Here is a 16,011-nt window from a genome sequence, read left to right as displayed (position 1 = left end):
AAGGATTTTTTGAAATAGAAATAGTTGGAGGAAAAATATGCTTTCATGGTTAGCACGTGTTATTAAAGGGATTGTCATTGCTCTTGGATTTATCTTACCGGGAATTTCCGGAGGGGTTCTAGCAGCAATCCTAGGAATTTATGAACGAATGATTGGTTTTCTGGCTCATCCCTTTAAAGACTTTAAAGAAAATGTTTTGTATTTTATACCAGTTGCCATTGGTATGCTTCTGGGAATCGGCTTATTTTCCTACCCGATTGAATACCTGCTTGAAAATTATCAGGTCTTTGTCTTATGGAGCTTTGCGGGTGCCATCATTGGTACGGTTCCTAGCCTCCTAAAAGAATCAACTCGAGAATCTGACCGAGACAAGATTGATTTAGCTTGGTTCTGGACAACCTTTATTATTTCTGGATTAGGACTCTATGCCTTAAATTTTGTCGTTGGAACCTTGAGCGCCAGCTTTCTGAATTTCGTCCTAGCGGGTGCACTACTGGCTCTAGGCGTGTTGGTTCCTGGCCTCAGTCCATCAAATCTACTTTTAATTTTGGGCCTCTATGCTCCTATGTTGACTGGTTTTAAAACCTTTGACCTCTTGGGAACCTTCTTCCCGATTGGAATTGGAGCAGGCGCAACTCTCATCATTTTTTCAAAATTGATGGATTATGCCCTAAACAACTACCACTCACGCGTCTATCATTTCATCATCGGTATCGTCCTATCAAGTACTCTTTTGATCTTGATTCCAAATGTAGGAAACGCTGAAAGTATCCAATACACAGGTCTTTCACTTGTTGGATATGTCATCATCGCCTTCTTCTTTGCACTGGGAATCTGGCTTGGTATTTGGATGAGCCAATTGGAGGACAAGTATAAATAATGGCAAAAAAAGTTAAAATCAAAAAAACACTGGTAGAACAAATCCTGTCTAAAGCAGGTATCCCACATCAGGGGATTCAAATCAATGCCCTAGAAGGAGAGCTTCCTCAAGGTTATGAAAAAGATCAGATTTTCAAAACCTTAGCTCTTTTGGGAGATAAAACAGGACCAATTATCGGAATTGTCCCTATCACTAAACACTTGTCGGAAAAGAAACTAGCCAAAATTTCTGGCAATAAAAAAGTGAGCATGATTCCACAAAAGGACTTGGAAAAAACAACAGGTTATATTCATGGAGCCAATAATCCTGTCGGAATTCGTCAGAAACACAATTACCCCATTTTTATCGATAAGATTGCTCTAGACTTGGATCAAATGATTGTCTCTGCTGGAGAAGTTGGTCACAGCATTATCGTCGCACCACAAGACTTGGCCAGCTTTGTAAAGGCCGACTTTGCAGATATCTTGGAGGACAGCAAGTAATGAAACTCTACTTTGTCCGCCACGGTCGTACTGTCTGGAACCAAGAAGGACGCTTTCAAGGTGCTAGTGGAGATTCTCCCCTTCTTCCTGAATCCATTGAAACCCTAAAACAACTAGGCCAGTATCTCAAGGATATTCCTTTCGATCAGATTTATTCAAGTGATTTACCTCGAGCGGTCAAATCTGCTGAAATTATCCAAAGTCAACTCCAGACACCCTGTCCTTTAGAAAGCGTTCCTAATCTCCGTGAATGGCAGCTGGGGAAGTTGGAAGGTTTGAAAATTGCAACCTTGGAATCTATTTATCCCCAACAAATCCAAGCCTTTCGTTCTAATCTAGCTAAGTTTGACACAAAAATGTTCGGAGCCGAATCCCTCTATAGCACCACGCAACGGACCATCCAATTTATCAAATCATTAAAAGATAGTTCGGCTGAGCGTATTCTAATTATCGGCCACGGCGCCAATCTTACTGCTAGTCTTCGTACTCTTCTAGGTTATAAAGAGCCTCTTCTTCGTAAAGATGGCGGTCTAGCAAATGCCAGCCTAACCATTCTAGAAACCCATGATTTTGAAACATTCACTCTCGATACTTGGAATGATACTTCCTATCGATAACAGAACTTGATTATGGCGTCAAGTTCTTTTTAGTTTTGAAAGATTATACGTGAATTTCTTGCTTATTTATGATAAAATGGGAGTATCGCAGAAAATGACTCATCGTATTCAATTTTGAGTAAAACTAGGAGGATCCCATGTCAACAGAACATATGGAAGAACTAAATGACCAGCAGATCGTTCGCCGTGAAAAAATGGCTGCGCTCCGTGAACAAGGAATCGATCCCTTCGGAAAACGCTTTGAACGTACTGCTAACTCTCAAGAATTAAAAGACAAATATGCTGACCTCGATAAAGAACAATTACACGATAAAAACGAAACAGCTACTATCGCAGGACGCTTGGTAACCAAACGTGGTAAAGGAAAAGTTGGTTTTGCCCACCTTCAAGACCGCGAAGGTCAAATCCAGATCTACGTTCGTAAGGATGCTGTCGGTGAAGAAAACTATGAAATCTTCAAAAAAGCAGACCTTGGTGACTTCCTTGGTGTCGAAGGTGAAGTGATGCGTACCGATATGGGAGAACTCTCTATCAAAGCTACTCACATCACTCACTTGTCTAAAGCACTTCGCCCACTCCCTGAGAAATTCCACGGTTTGACAGACGTTGAAACAATTTACCGTAAACGTTACCTTGACTTGATTTCTAACCGTGAAAGCTTTGAGCGCTTTGTCACTCGTTCAAAAATCATTTCTGAAATCCGTCGTTACCTTGACCAAAAAGGTTTCCTTGAAGTGGAAACACCTGTTCTTCATAACGAAGCCGGTGGTGCTGCTGCCCGTCCATTTATCACCCACCACAATGCCCAAAACATTGATATGGTTCTTCGTATCGCGACTGAGCTTCACTTGAAACGCCTTATCGTTGGTGGTATGGAACGCGTCTATGAAATTGGCCGTATCTTCCGTAACGAAGGGATGGACGCTACTCATAACCCTGAATTTACTTCCATCGAAGTTTACCAAGCTTATGCAGACTTCCAAGACATCATGGACTTGACGGAAGGCATTATTCAACATGCTGCAAAATCAGTCAAAGGCGATGGCCCAGTTAACTATCAAGGTACTGAAATCAAAATCAATGAACCATTTAAACGTGTTCACATGGTGGATGCTATCAAAGAAATTACTGGTGTCAATTTCTGGCAAGACATGACTTTCGAAGAAGCCAAAGCTATCGCTGCTGAGAAGAAAGTTCCTGTTGAGAAACATTACACTGAAGTTGGCCACATTATCAACGCCTTCTTTGAAGAGTTTGTTGAAGAAACCTTAATCCAACCAACCTTTGTCTATGGACATCCAGTAGCTGTATCTCCACTTGCTAAGAAGAATCCTGAAGACCAACGCTTTACTGACCGCTTCGAGCTCTTCATCATGACTAAGGAGTACGGTAATGCCTTTACTGAGCTCAACGACCCAATCGATCAACTTAGCCGTTTTGAAGCCCAAGCTAAAGCCAAAGAACTTGGTGATGATGAAGCGACAGGAATCGACTATGACTACATTGAAGCTCTTGAATACGGTATGCCACCAACAGGTGGTTTGGGAATTGGTATCGACCGTCTCTGCATGCTTCTCACTGATACAACTACTATCCGTGACGTATTGCTCTTCCCAACAATGAAATAAATTCTTATCCTCTGGCTCTTGCCAGAGGTTTTTTGATGCAAAAAGAGACTGAGGAAAAACTCAATCTCTACTTTTCACTTCTTTTGTTGCCACATCTTCTCCAAACCATTTTTGGCTGATTTCCTGGAACTTTCCTTCTTGGTATAGTTCGATAAAGGCCTGGTTTAATGCTGTTAATAATCTTTTATCAGCTGGTCTAACTCCGACCGCAAAGGATTCACTTTCAAATCCTGCTGAAAAGACATTGTAGTCATTTAATTTACCCTCAGACTGGAGATAGTAATTAGCATACACTCGGTCAATCAACAAGGCATCAATTCGGTAATTTTTCAAATCAATCAAGGCCTCATTAAAACTCTGGTACTGATTAGCCTTCTGGTCTTTGACACGATTTTTCAGTAAATCTGGCTGGGCTTCAAAGTCTAAATAACCAGAGGAACCGGCTTGGGCTCCCAAGGTCTTATCCTTCATATCCTCTACTGAATGAATTTGCTGGCTTTTCTTCGCAACCAGAACTTGCTGATTTTCCATATATGGAATGCTAAAGGCAACCTTCTCTCGGCGTTCATCAGTGGCAGAATAGCCATTCCAGATGGCGTCTATGGTTCCATTTTGCAGTTCTGTCTCCTTCATATCCCAGTCGATTGGTTGAAATTGAACCTTAAAAACTAATTTTTCAGAGACAGCTTGTGCTAAGTCAATATCAAAGCCCGTATATTGGCCATTCTTTTCTTCAAAACCCATGGGTACAAAAGTATTGTCAAAACCAATAGTAATGGCCCCCTGATCTTGATACTTATTCCAGTTATCCTTCTTTGGATCGCTAGCCTTCTGAGTACAAGCCGTTAAGAAGAGGGTCAGGAGCGAAACAAACACTAAAGCAATTTTCTTATTAGTCATTGGCACCTCCTACTTGGACTCAACCTTGAGAATCTGATCTGCAATATTTTCAGCGAACTGTAAATCGTGGGTAACCACAATCTGCGTCATTCCAAGTTCCCTATTTTGTAAGATAAGTTTTTCCACTTCCAAGCGCAATTCTGGATCAAGTGCAGAAGTTGGTTCATCGTAACCAATGATTTCTGGGTCAATCATCATAGCACGCGCCAAGGCCACCCTTTGCTTTTGCCCACCAGATAGTGAGAAAGGATAGGCATCTGCGTGCCCTGCCAGTCCCAACTGTTCCAGGAGCCCACACGCCTTCTTCTCAGCCTCTTGCTGCTTCATTCCCATGGTTTTTACGGGCGATAAGGTCAAATTATCTAGAACTGATAAATGAGGAAAAAGTTGAAAATCTTGGAATACAAATCCCAGTAAATTCCGCTTCTCTAGTTCATCCAGTTCTAAAGATTCTCCATTATAAAAGATTTGCCCTGAATCAATGGTTTCAAGACCCGCAAGCATACGTAAGAGGGTTGTCTTACCTCCACCAGAAGGCCCAACGATAGCTAGGATTTGCTTTTCAGGAATTTTTAGACTGAAATTGGATAAAATTTGCTTTTCACCAAAGACTTTATTGATATTTCGTAATTCTAACATGGCAGCCTCCTATCTATAGTAACTGTACTTCTTCTCAACTTTTTTGGAAAGAATGGTCACAATCCCAATCAAAATCAAGTAAATGGATCCTGCCAAGAACATTGGAACCAGACTAGCATCACGGTTTGCAGCTGTTCGACTAGCCAAGATAAGGTCTGAAATGCCTAGAGCATAAACCAAGGAAGTATCCTTGACCAAACTCATGACTTCATTAAAGACACTGGGAAGAACAATTTTGGTCACCTGAGGCAAAATAATATAGCGCACTGTGTCAAAAGAATTAAACTTCAAGACCTTGGCGGCCTCATATTGACCTTTAGGAATGATATCAATTCCTCCACGGAAGATTTCAGCAAAGTAAGCCGCATAATTCAAAACAAAGGCAATGATAGCCGCAGGAAGACGGTCCAAACGAATCCCAATACTTGGGAGCACATAATAAATAAAAATCAATTGCAAAAGCAAGGGTGTTCCCCGCATAATCCAAATATAAATATTAATCAGATGATGGAGGGGTTTCCAGTGGACTTGCAAGGCAAAGGCAATCAAAACGCCCAAGGGAATAGAAAAAATCAAGACTAGTGCAAACACCTGTAAAGTCATGCTTGCACCGCTCAATAAACTCGGTAATATCTCAAACAAATAAGACATACTGACACCTCCTTAAAATAATTGTTCCTATTATAGCATAAATAAACAAAATAACCAAGAATTTTTGTAAAAAAATTCTCTTTGAAAAAGAAAAACTATATCTATCATAAATGATAAGATACAGTTTTAAAAATATATTCTTACAATCTCTCATACAATTCTTGCATTTGCACATCATCTGGAACCAGTTTTAAGTAAGCTTGAGCATTGACTTTTGCTTCCTCAAAGTAGCCCAATTCACGCAAGAGATAGATATAGTGTTCCAGAAACTCTGGATTGTCCTTTAAATCTCCTGCCAACTCTTGGTACAGCTCATAGGCAGTATCCAAATCGTCCATTTCTTGATAGGAACGAGCAATCATCCACTTGGTCAAGAGATTTTCTGGCTCCTCACTTTGCAAGTCTAGAATATCCTCATAACGCTCCTGCTCCAGATAAATAGTTGCTAGACGGAGTAAGATTTCTTCCGTATCCTCAGCATCTCCTTTAGCAGTAAGGAGGTAATTTTCTGCACCACTAGCATCATGCAATTCATAAGAAAATTGTGAAGCTGCTAACAAGAGTCTTGTTTCAAAAGGATTTTTCTCCAAGCCTTGCTTAGCGATACACAGGGCTTCTTGAACTTGATGTTCCTTATGTAAGGCCTGACTGTAACCATACTCATATCCCTCAAAGTCAGGTGATATAGTATCAAGCTGCTTAAAGTAGAGGACGGCCTTTTGATATTCTTCTTGATCAAAGTAAAGACTGGCCAACTCAAAAGCCGTTAGGTCATCGTATTCTAACTCCAGGGCTTTTTCTAAAAACTCTGTAGCCGTTTCAAATTTCCCTAACTGGGCATAGGCAAAGCCAATTCGTTGATAGGTAGAAATGCCCGTTTGCTCATAAATAGTACGATTATCTAACTGGGCATAGCCTTGAATAGCCTCTTGGTAATTTTCCAACTCACTATCCAACTCTGCTAAGCCCAATATCAAGAGAGGATCTTCTGAGTAAGTCAAGGCCTCCAATAATTTCTCACGCGCCACATCTGTCAAACCTTCCAACTGGTAAAGGTCTGCCTTCAGAGCCAAAGCCGAAATATACCAGTCACTGTCAGCTTGGATTTCCTCAAGATAAGCAAAGGCTTCTTCGATTTGACCATCCTCGCTAGCAATTGCTGCTAGATTAAGATGAACCTCTGGGAAATCCTCTACAATTTTCAGGTAAATTTCCTTGGCTTGAGGATAGAAACCAATCCCTTCTAGATAAGTCGCTAATTCATAAAGAAGCTCACTTGGATCATTTTCTAAAGCTTTGACGAAATAATGCTCTGCCTTAACTAAATCTTGCTCTTCCAAAGCCTGTAACATCTGTTGACTATTGTTCACTCTTTACTTCCTCTCCCTCTAGTTCATATAGACCACTGACTACCTTATACCATTCAAAAATCGCTGAAATAACAACCTTAGCAGAGGCATAAACCGGAATACCGAGCAAGACTCCCCAGATACCAAACATGGATCCTGAAGTTAACAAAACAAAGAGAACATTAATAGGATGGATGTTTAATTGACTTCCCAAAATCAATGGAGAGACAAAACGACCTTCAATAGTTTGTTCTACGATAAAGACAATCACTACTTTCAAAAGCATAACTGGCCCAGCAATCAAGCCTAATACTAGGGCAGGAAGCATGGCTAGGAAGCTACCAAGATAAGGGACCAGATTTAAAATACCAGCAGTAACACCAAGCGTAACCGCATAGCGTAGACCAATAATCTTGAAGAAAATCATAAACATTACCGCTACAATAATAGCCACTGTCACTTGCCCTCGAACATAGTTAGACAACTGTTGATTCACATCTGATAAAACCTGTCCAACAGGTTCTTTCAATTTCGTTGGCATGAATTGGGTCAAATAGTGACGTAGGCCTTTTCCATCACGTAAGAGATAAAAGAGCATGAACGGAACGATAATCAAGGCAACAATCACTTGCGAAGCACCGCTAATAAAGGCACTTACCCAGTTGACTGCCTGAGAAGAAACTTTACTTGCCCAAACTGTAGCCTGACTTGAGAAGTTGGTCAAAACTTGTTCTAACTGAGGTCTAAAATCATCTGGTAAACGCTTGGTTACCAAATCGTCAATAACCCTGTCAGCATCTTCGAGATAGATTGGTACATTTCTTGCAAATGTTAAAACTTGACGTTGCAGATTTGGAATCGCTACTGCCAAGCCCCAAATGATAAAAAGAGCGATGATGACAAAGACAATAGTGATAGCTATAACACGATTAACCTTATGTTTCTCCATCCAATCAACAATAGGATTTAACAAATAGTATAGTAAACCAGATAGAATAACTGGCAACATCACGACTGCCAAAAAGTCTAAAACAGGTGAAAATAAAAAACTAATCTTACTTAAAATAAACAGATTGAGTCCCAATAATAAGGTTACCAAAAATACCGTAATGGCCTTGTTATCCAAAAACCACTTGAAAAACCAAGATAGGCTAAAATGTTTCTCTTTTTGTTCCATATATAATTCCTTTCTGTTGTCCTTTCATTATACCATTTTTAGATCAAAATAACTCTTTTTTAAAGTGCTTACATGGAGACTGCGACATAAAAAATCTCCTCAAAAGAGGAGATTTGATTAGTCTTGAATATGACGGTCTAAGTTCTTCTGATAATCAGCATTGGATTTGGCTTTTTCATCAGCAAATTTCTTGCGGAACTCATCCATTTCTTTAGTAGTGACAATCTTATCTTGGAGTTTAAGATATTTATAACTGTTTTCCCCTGTTTTGTCACCAACCCAACCATCAGCACCACTACCTAATACTTTCTTCGTTACTAACATTTGGGCACCGTCTGAGTGTACAGGAATAACTAGAGCACTATCTGTTAACCAAGCTTGCGCCTTAGCATATTTAGAATAACGTTTTTGCAGATCTATTTTTTCACTATTTGCATCATCAATCAATTCTTTGTATTTATCCAATCCAACTGTTTTAATGACTGGATTATCTGTTCCTGGTGCTACACCAAGTGCTCCTAGAAGAGTTGGGCCAGATGTTGGATCAAATACATCTAAATAGGTTGATGGATCTGCAAAGTCTGGACTCCAACCACTATTGACATTAATGTCCCAATCAACATTATTATTTGATGTCGCTAGAACAGTCATGCTTCCCAATTCATCATCAGAAACCTGTTGAATGTCAACAACTACATTTTCAGAGCCTAGCGCTTCTTCAATGGATTGTTTATAAGACTGAGCTTGATGGATAAAATCTGTCTGAGTCGATGAAACTGGCAGATCTAAATGAATCGGAAACTGTACGCCATCAGCTTGAAGGGTTTTCTTAGCAGTTTCAAACTTAGCTTTAGCTTTATCTACATTATGAAGTGAATCTTGCGCATCATCAAGACTGACATCTTTCCAGACATTATCCAATTTATCCAATTCTGTCTTAGTAACTTGACCAAATGTTTGGTCTCCAACTTGTACAAATGTTGGAGGAGTGAAACTTGTACGTAATTTACGAGGCGCCACTTCATCCCCAAACACCTGAGAAACAGCTGCTTTACGATCTGCAGCAAATGCCAAGGCTTGACGGAAATCTTTGTTTAATAAAGCTTTCTTAGTAGATGATTTCTCTGCATCACTTGTTTTAGCAGTATGATTGTATGACACACGATCAATATTAGTAGACATATAGAATACGCCACCTCTTTGTTGACTGTATACAATATTATCCTTGTACTTTTCTTTTAGACGTTCATAGTTGGCAGAGTTTTTAAAGAGAGGCGCAGCTGGATAATGTCCCTCATCAAAACCGCGTCCTAGGGAGTCTGCATCTTGACCATCAAAGAAGGATAACTTGATATCATCAATAAAGACATTTTGTTTATCCCAGTAGTTTTGATTTTTGGTCATTTCGATAGAAGATTTAGAGGTAAGTCCCTTAAGAAGGAAAGCCCCATTGTAGAGAATGCTTGTTACATCAGTAGCTTTACCAAAATCATCTCCTTTAGAAGCCAAAAAATCTCCACTTACTGGAGCTAGAACTCCCATCGTTGTCTTAGAATTCCAGAAAGATTCTGGATGGTTCAAAGTGTAAACAACAGTATAATCATCTGTTGCTTTTACACCAACAGTAGAAAAATCCGTTGTTTTCCCATTTACATAGTCATCCAATCCTTTGATAGAATCCTGTACAAGATAAAGTCCTTCTGATTTCTTATCTGCTGCATGTTTTAGACCAGTCACAAAATCCTGAGCCTTAACTTCTCCATATTCTTCGCCTTCATTGGTATACCACTTGATACCCTTACGAATTTTATAAGTATAAGTCAAACCATCTTTGGAAACAGTCCAATCTTCCGCAACTGATGGAACCAGATTCCCATATTGATCATTTTCAAGCAAGCCGTCAATAACGTTACCTGTGACCTGTTTTGTACTCTTATTACCAGAAACAGTATAATCTAGAGTCGTAGGATCTAATGAGAATACATAGGCATAAGTAACTGGTTTAGTTGCTTCTTTATTACCATTACCAGATGAACACGCTGCTAGAACGGCAGTAGACAAAACTGCAATTCCAGTCGCTAAAAAAACTCGTTTTTTCATAGTAAGGACTCCTTTAAACATTTTATGAATTCATTATAGCACTTTTAAGAAGAAAAGTAAGGAAAACAATCTCAATGTTATTATATTTTTTAAAAAAACAATCAATTATTTTTTTAAAGTGCTTACATCTAATTGGATGTCTTTAATTGGCTTGTTTTTGTGATATAATAGTCTTATCTTTACACAGAGGTATAGTAATGAAAGAAACTGTTTATTTTGGAACTTATACACGTCGTACTTCCCAAGGGATTTACATGGCAGACTTTGATTCAGAAACTGGTCTGCTTTCAAATCTAGAACTTTTTGCAGCTGAACCAAGTCCGACCTACCTTGCCTTTGACCAGCATCAACATTTATACACTGTTGGTAGTCAAGACGATAAGGGTGGAATTGCAGCCTATCAAACTAATGGCACCTTATTAAATCACGTCGTTGAAGAGGGAGCCCCCCACTGTTATGTTGCCGTTGATGAAGAGCGTGATTTGGTTTACGCAGCAAACTACCACAAGGGACAGGTCCTTGTTTATAAACGTCAGGAAGATGGTTGTCTTCTACTTAGTGATGTTGATCAACACAGTGGCCAAGGTCCACATGAAAATCAAGCTTCTCCACATGTTCACTATACAGATTTAACACCTGACCACTATCTAGTGACCTGCGACTTGGGTACTGACCAAGTAATTACTTACGATCTTGATTCAGAAGGAAAATTATCTAAGCTCTATACCTATCATAGCCAGCCAGGAGCAGGCTCACGCCATATTATTTTCCATAACCATTATAAAATCGCTTATCTCATTTGTGAACTCAATAGCACTATCGAAGTTCTAATCTACGATGGTGTTGGCGAATTTGAACGCATGCAAGTCATTTCAACTCTACCAGACGGTTATGAAGGCTTTAATGGTACTGCTGCTATTCGTCTCTCTAAAGATGGTAAATACCTCTACGCCTCTAACCGTGGTCATGATTCTATCGCAGTATATACAATTCTTGCGGACGGTAGCTTAGAGTTGTTAGAAATCGTTCCGACACATGGTCAGACTCCACGTGATTTTGATTTGACACCGGATCAAGAATTTGTCATTGCTGTCCATCAGGACTCTGACAATGCAACTGTCTTTAAACGCAATTCTGAAACTGGACGTCTAGCAGAACTTTCTAATGACTTCCATGTCCCAGAAGCAGTCTGCATCAGTTTTGCCCCTTAAGAAAACATAAAAAATGAACTTGGTAACTCAAGTTCATTTTTTTCTTATAGTCTATTTCCGACATTAATACGGTTAATGGCACGTTGCAGTGCAATCTTCGCACGACGTTCTTGGTCAATCAAGTGTTTGTCTTGTGCTTCTTCAATTTCACGCTCTGCTCGAAGTTTGGCACGTTCTGCACGACTAACGTCGATATCACGAGCCCGTTCTGCAGAGTCAGCAACGATTGTGATAACACCATTGGCAACTTCGATAACACCTCCGTTCACTGCAATCCAGTTCACGTGATTTTCATCATCTACACGTTTAACCTTAACCTCATCAACTGCTAAAACTGCAATCATATTTTCATGTCGTGGCAAGATTCCCATCTCACCATCCAGAGTTCGAACTGATACAAAGCTGGCATGGTGATCATAGACGAGACCATCTGGTGTCACGATCTGGACAGTTAACTGAGCCATAGATCACCTCTTAAAATCCCATTTTTTCAGCTTTTGCAATCACATCTTCGATAGAACCTACACCACGGAAGGCATCTTCTGGCAAGTGGTCGTGTTTACCATCAAGGATTTCCTTAAAGCCACGAACAGTTTCAGCAACTGGAACATAAGAACCTGGCTGACCAGTGAATTGTTCCGCAACGTTGAAGTTTTGTGACAAGAAGAACTGGATACGACGGGCACGAGCAACCAAGGTCTTTTCTTCATCAGAAAGCTCATCCATACCAAGGATAGCAATGATATCTTGCAATTCATGGTAACGTTGAAGAACGCGTTTTACTTCAGCAGCAACTGCATAGTGCTCTTCTCCAACGATTTCAGGTGCCAAGGCACGTGAGCTTGAAGCAAGTGGGTCAACGGCTGGGTAGATACCCAATTGTACCAACTTACGTTCCAAGTTAGTTGTTGAGTCCAAATGAGCGAAGGCTGTTGCTGGCGCTGGGTCAGTATAGTCATCCGCTGGCACATAGATAGCCTGGATAGAGGTTACAGAACCCTTCTTGGTTGATGTGATACGCTCTTGCAATTGACCCATTTCCGTAGCAAGTGTTGGTTGGTAACCAACGGCTGATGGCATACGACCCAAAAGGGCAGATACTTCAGAACCAGCCTGAGTGAAACGGAAGATATTATCGATAAAGAGAAGCACGTCTTGTCCTTCTACATCACGGAAGTATTCGGCGATTGTCAAACCAGTTAGGGCAACACGCATACGTGCTCCTGGCGGCTCATTCATCTGACCAAATACCATGGCTGTTTTCTCGATAACACCTGATTCTTTCATTTCCCAGTAAAGGTCATTACCCTCACGAGTACGTTCCCCAACACCGGTAAATACTGAAATACCACCGTGTTCTTGGGCAATGTTGTGAATCAATTCTTGGATTAAGACGGTTTTACCAACTCCGGCACCACCGAAAAGTCCAACCTTTCCACCTTTAAGGTAAGGGGCAAGAAGGTCGATAACCTTAATCCCTGTTTCAAGGATTTCAGAAGAGGTAGACAATTCATCAAAAGTTGGAGCTTTTTTATGAATTGGCTGACGCTCTGCATCTTCTGTAAAAGGAACTTCCAAGTCAATGGTATCTCCCAAAACATTGAAGACACGTCCCAAAGTTTCTTTACCTACTGGTACAGAGATTGGACGACCTGTGTCCAATACTTCCATTCCACGAGTCAAACCATCTGTTGATTCCATGGCGATAGTACGGACCATACCATCTCCCAACTCCAAGGCTACTTCAAGGACGATTTTTGTTTTTCTTTCGTCATTTTTGTAGACGACAAGTGCATTGTTAATCTCAGGAAGTTTTTCCCCTGCTGCAAACAAGACGTCTACAACGGGACCGATAACCTGAGCAATTTTACCTGAACTCATCTCCTTCTCCTATTCTATATAAGATACTGTCGGTCCTAGCTTAACTAGGTCCTAAGTTCATTTTCATACGAGCTGGACTAGTGCCTATTCTAAGGCACTAGCTCCTGCTACGATTTCTGTAATTTCTTGTGTAATCGCCGCCTGTCTGGCACGGTTATACTGAATTGTCAAATCATTAATGACTTTCTTAGCATTATCTGTCGCTGTTTGCATGGCTGTCATACCAGCAGCATTTTCAGCTGTCTTAGCATCGATAATAGCACCATAAATCATACTTTCTGCAAATTGAGGCAACAACTGCTCCAAAATTTCTTCTCGACTAGTTTCCAACTCAAAGGTCAAACTGTAACTGTCATCCGCTTCATTTGGATCCAAGTCAACAATCGGAAGCATTTGCTCCACACGCATTTGACTGGTTAGCGTATTGACATGGTGGTTATAGCAGACATAGAGTTCATCAAAAAGTTCATTTTGGTACATTTCAACAGTTTTTGAAATAATCTTACGAACTTCATCAAAGCTTGGTTGATCTGCCAAGCCACGTAGTTCATAAAGTGGTTGAATACCACGAGCTTTAAAGAAATCAGCTCCCATTCCACCAATACAGATCATTTCAAAACCTTTACCGTCTGGATGGTATTCTTCTTTCAGCTCCATAACGGCTTTCAAAATAGAAGAATTATAACCTCCAACCAAACCTCGGTCTGATGTAATGACGATATAGCCTGTCTTCTTAACTGGACGGCTAATCAACATCGGATTGGTTGAACTACCAGCTCCATTCCCATGAAGAATATCCGTCAAAAGTTTACGAACTTTCTGAGCATAAACTTGGAAGTTGCGAGCAGCTTCTTCAGAACGACCTAGCTTAGCAGCTGATACCATCTGCATGGCATTTGTGATTTGACTAGTATTTTTTGTTGAGGCGATTTTTGTTTTAATATCATTTAGAGATACTGCCATCTGACACCTCTATTCTTATTGGAAGCTGGTTTGATTGAGAAACTCTGTAATCGCAGCATCCAAGACTGCTTCTTCTGGCAAGTCTTTTGTATCACGAATGGTTTCCAAAATCTCTGGATGTTGAGCATCAAAGAAGGCATGGAACTCTTCCTCGAAACGAACAATATCATCTACTGGAACAGTATCCAAGAAACCATGTGTCAAAGCATAGAGAATGGTTACTTGTTTCTCAACAGGTAATGGTTTGTGAACAGGTTGTTTCAAGACTTCAACTGTACGACGTCCACGGTTCAACTTAGCCTGTGTTGCCGCATCCAAGTCAGAACCAAACTTAGTGAAGGCTTCCAACTCACGGTATGAAGCAAGGTCGATACGAAGTGTACCAGCAACCTTTTTCATGGCTTTGATTTGTGCAGAACCACCTACACGAGATACAGATGAACCCGCATCGATGGCTGGACGAATACCCGCATTGAAGAGACCATCACCAAGGAAGATTTGTCCATCAGTGATTGAAATCACGTTGGTTGCGATATAGGCAGAGATATCTCCTGCTTGTGTCTCGATAAATGGTAGGGCAGTAATTGATCCACCACCAAGTTCATCAGAAACTTTAGCTGAGCGCTCAAGCAAACGGCTGTGAAGGTAGAAAACATCCCCTGGGAAAGCTTCACGACCTGGAGGACGACGAAGCAAGAGTGACAGTTCACGATAAGCTACCGCTTGTTTTGATAAATCATCATAAACGATCAAAACATGCTTACCTTGGTACATAAATTCTTCCGCCATGGCAACCCCAGCATAAGGAGCTAGGAAAAGCAATGGAGATGGTTGTGAAGCAGAGGCTGTCACAACGATTGTGTAGTCCAAGGCACCGTACTGACGCAGTGTTTCTACTTGTGTACGAACTGTTGATTCTTTTTGTCCAATCGCTACGTAGATACAGATCATGTCTTGACCTTTTTGGTTCAAGATTGTATCAATCGCAATAGTTGTTTTCCCTGTCTGACGGTCACCGATAATCAACTCACGTTGACCACGACCAATCGGTACAAGGGCGTCAATAGCTTTCAAACCAGTTTGCAATGGTTCTGATACAGACTTACGTTGCATAACACCAGGAGCTGGCGCTTCTACTGGACGAGTTTTATCAGTGTAGATTTCTCCAAGACCGTCAACTGGACGACCAAGCGGATCCACAACACGACCAATCAGACTTTCACCTACTGGGACTTCCATGATTTTACCTGTACGACGGATTGTATCGCCTTCACGGATATCTGTAAAGTCACCTAGGATGATAATACCGACGTCTGTTGACTCCAAGTTCTGAGCCATCCCATAAGAGCCGTTTTCAAAAATCAACAACTCTCCACTCATGGCATTTTCAAGGCCGTGAGCACGCGCGATACCGTCCCCGATATAGGTTACAACACCTGTTTCAGTCACATCAAAATTGGGTTTGAAATTTTCAATTTGTTGCTTAATTAAAGCGCTGATTTCTTGTGCGTTAATTGCCAAAAGAACACCACT

General features: G+C 40.7%; 15 protein-coding genes. 5 read left to right on the top strand and 10 right to left on the bottom strand.

Annotated elements, in window-relative coordinates:
- Positions 1-37: 37 nt before the first annotated feature.
- The 4 genes from B7698_RS09070 to lysS all read left to right on the top strand — a co-directional run bounded on the left by B7698_RS09070 (position 38) and on the right by lysS (position 3,607).
- Positions 38-880: a DUF368 domain-containing protein gene (locus B7698_RS09070; protein WP_084865409.1), complete on the top strand. Its 843-nt coding sequence runs from the start codon at positions 38-40 to the stop codon at positions 878-880.
- Complete coding sequence (locus B7698_RS09065) at positions 880-1,362, top strand: aminoacyl-tRNA deacylase (RefSeq protein ID WP_084865407.1); 483 nt, start codon at positions 880-882, stop codon at positions 1,360-1,362. The genes B7698_RS09070 and B7698_RS09065 overlap by 1 nt, the downstream gene beginning before the upstream one ends.
- Complete coding sequence (locus B7698_RS09060; RefSeq protein ID WP_084865406.1) at positions 1,362-1,979, top strand: histidine phosphatase family protein; 618 nt, start codon at positions 1,362-1,364, stop codon at positions 1,977-1,979. The genes B7698_RS09065 and B7698_RS09060 overlap by 1 nt, the downstream gene beginning before the upstream one ends.
- 137 nt (positions 1,980-2,116) lie before the next feature.
- Positions 2,117-3,607: a lysine--tRNA ligase gene (gene lysS / locus B7698_RS09055; protein WP_084865404.1), complete on the top strand. Its 1,491-nt coding sequence runs from the start codon at positions 2,117-2,119 to the stop codon at positions 3,605-3,607.
- A 60-nt stretch (positions 3,608-3,667) separates the two neighbouring features.
- Here lysS and B7698_RS09050 read toward each other — a convergent pair whose 3' ends face one another.
- From B7698_RS09050 to B7698_RS09025, 6 genes are all read right to left on the bottom strand, one after another.
- Positions 3,668-4,507 (bottom strand): amino acid ABC transporter substrate-binding protein, encoded by an 840-nt coding sequence (locus B7698_RS09050; protein WP_084865403.1) that lies wholly within the window; start codon positions 4,505-4,507, stop codon positions 3,668-3,670.
- Positions 4,508-4,516: 9 nt separating this feature from the next.
- A complete protein-coding gene (locus tag B7698_RS09045) occupies positions 4,517-5,146 on the bottom strand; it encodes an amino acid ABC transporter ATP-binding protein (protein WP_084865402.1) in 630 nt (209 codons plus the stop codon).
- Between the two features lie 9 nt (positions 5,147-5,155).
- Positions 5,156-5,797, bottom strand: coding sequence for an amino acid ABC transporter permease (locus tag B7698_RS09040; protein WP_084865401.1), 642 nt, complete (start codon positions 5,795-5,797; stop codon positions 5,156-5,158).
- A gap of 140 nt (positions 5,798-5,937) precedes the next feature.
- Positions 5,938-7,167 (bottom strand): tetratricopeptide repeat protein, encoded by a 1,230-nt coding sequence (locus tag B7698_RS09035; protein ID WP_192855136.1) that lies wholly within the window; start codon positions 7,165-7,167, stop codon positions 5,938-5,940.
- Positions 7,157-8,323: an AI-2E family transporter gene (locus B7698_RS09030; protein ID WP_084865400.1), complete on the bottom strand. Its 1,167-nt coding sequence runs from the start codon at positions 8,321-8,323 to the stop codon at positions 7,157-7,159. The genes B7698_RS09035 and B7698_RS09030 overlap by 11 nt, the downstream gene beginning before the upstream one ends.
- A 117-nt stretch (positions 8,324-8,440) precedes the next feature.
- On the bottom strand, positions 8,441-10,423 hold the full coding sequence (locus tag B7698_RS09025; protein WP_084865399.1) for a peptide ABC transporter substrate-binding protein: 1,983 nt from the start codon (positions 10,421-10,423) through the stop codon (positions 8,441-8,443).
- Positions 10,424-10,620: 197 nt separating this feature from the next.
- Here B7698_RS09025 and B7698_RS09020 point away from each other — a divergent pair, with 197 nt between their 5' ends.
- Positions 10,621-11,634 (top strand): lactonase family protein, encoded by a 1,014-nt coding sequence (locus B7698_RS09020; protein WP_084865398.1) that lies wholly within the window; start codon positions 10,621-10,623, stop codon positions 11,632-11,634.
- Positions 11,635-11,678: 44 nt separating this feature from the next.
- On the opposite strand, the gene B7698_RS09015 is transcribed toward B7698_RS09020, so the two are convergent.
- From B7698_RS09015 to atpA, 4 genes are all read right to left on the bottom strand, one after another.
- Positions 11,679-12,098, bottom strand: a complete 420-nt coding sequence (locus B7698_RS09015; RefSeq protein ID WP_000068037.1) for a F0F1 ATP synthase subunit epsilon — start codon at positions 12,096-12,098, stop codon at positions 11,679-11,681.
- Between the two features lie 10 nt (positions 12,099-12,108).
- On the bottom strand, positions 12,109-13,515 hold the full coding sequence (gene atpD / locus B7698_RS09010; protein WP_049547270.1) for a F0F1 ATP synthase subunit beta: 1,407 nt from the start codon (positions 13,513-13,515) through the stop codon (positions 12,109-12,111).
- A gap of 84 nt (positions 13,516-13,599) precedes the next feature.
- Positions 13,600-14,478 (bottom strand): F0F1 ATP synthase subunit gamma, encoded by an 879-nt coding sequence (locus B7698_RS09005; protein ID WP_000301224.1) that lies wholly within the window; start codon positions 14,476-14,478, stop codon positions 13,600-13,602.
- 15 nt (positions 14,479-14,493) lie between these two features.
- Positions 14,494-15,999 carry a F0F1 ATP synthase subunit alpha gene (atpA, locus tag B7698_RS09000; protein WP_000996632.1) on the bottom strand — a complete coding sequence of 502 codons (1,506 nt, stop codon included), beginning with the start codon at positions 15,997-15,999 and terminating at the stop codon, positions 14,494-14,496.
- Between the last annotated feature and the right edge of the window lie 12 nt (positions 16,000-16,011).

The sequence above is a fragment of the Streptococcus mitis genome (assembly GCF_002096855.1).
GTDB lineage: Bacteria > Bacillota > Bacilli > Lactobacillales > Streptococcaceae > Streptococcus > Streptococcus mitis_Y.
Note: the sequence above shows the minus strand (reverse complement) of the source record. Positions and strands in the feature narration are given on the sequence as shown.